Here is a 498-nt window from a genome sequence, read left to right on the forward strand (position 1 = left end):
GATTTTGAATGGGACGTTGAGAAAGGGGGAGAGACTCATCCAAGAGGAATGGGCCGATCGCCTAGAAGTAAGCAGAATGCCCATTCGAGAAGCCCTTACACAGCTTCAAATGGAAGGTTTGGTGGAAATGGTTCCTCATAAAGGTGCAGTCGTCACACCTATTACCCGGGATGATATTGAAGAAATTTATCATACCAGGTCCCTGCTTGAAGGCCTTGCCGTGGAAAAATCGCTTCCTTATTTAACAAAGGAGGATAAGGAAAAATTAAAAGGTATTTTGATTGAAATGGAAGGAATTCAGTTATCTGATGAAACCAATGAGCATTATATCCTTTTAAATGCGGCTTTTCATGAAACCCTCCGAAAAGGGTGCCCATGGCCAAGGGTTCAAAAAATGGTAGAAACACTGGGTATCTCACCCATTGCGCCGAATTTGCTGATTGATTATTACCCAGAAACGCAACGGGAACACCGGATGATATATGAAGCGGCACTAAG

General features: G+C 43.4%; 1 protein-coding gene. It reads left to right on the top strand.

Annotation, left to right across the window (positions count from 1 at the left end):
• Nucleotides 1–16 precede the first annotated feature (16 nt).
• A partial coding sequence (locus SB773_RS30010; protein ID WP_410593836.1) for a GntR family transcriptional regulator occupies nt 17–498 on the top strand: 482 nt, incomplete at its 3' end.

This window comes from Bacillus sp. SIMBA_074 (genome assembly GCF_046534555.1).
In the GTDB taxonomy this organism is placed as follows: domain Bacteria; phylum Bacillota; class Bacilli; order Bacillales; family Bacillaceae_G; genus Bacillus_A; species Bacillus_A mycoides.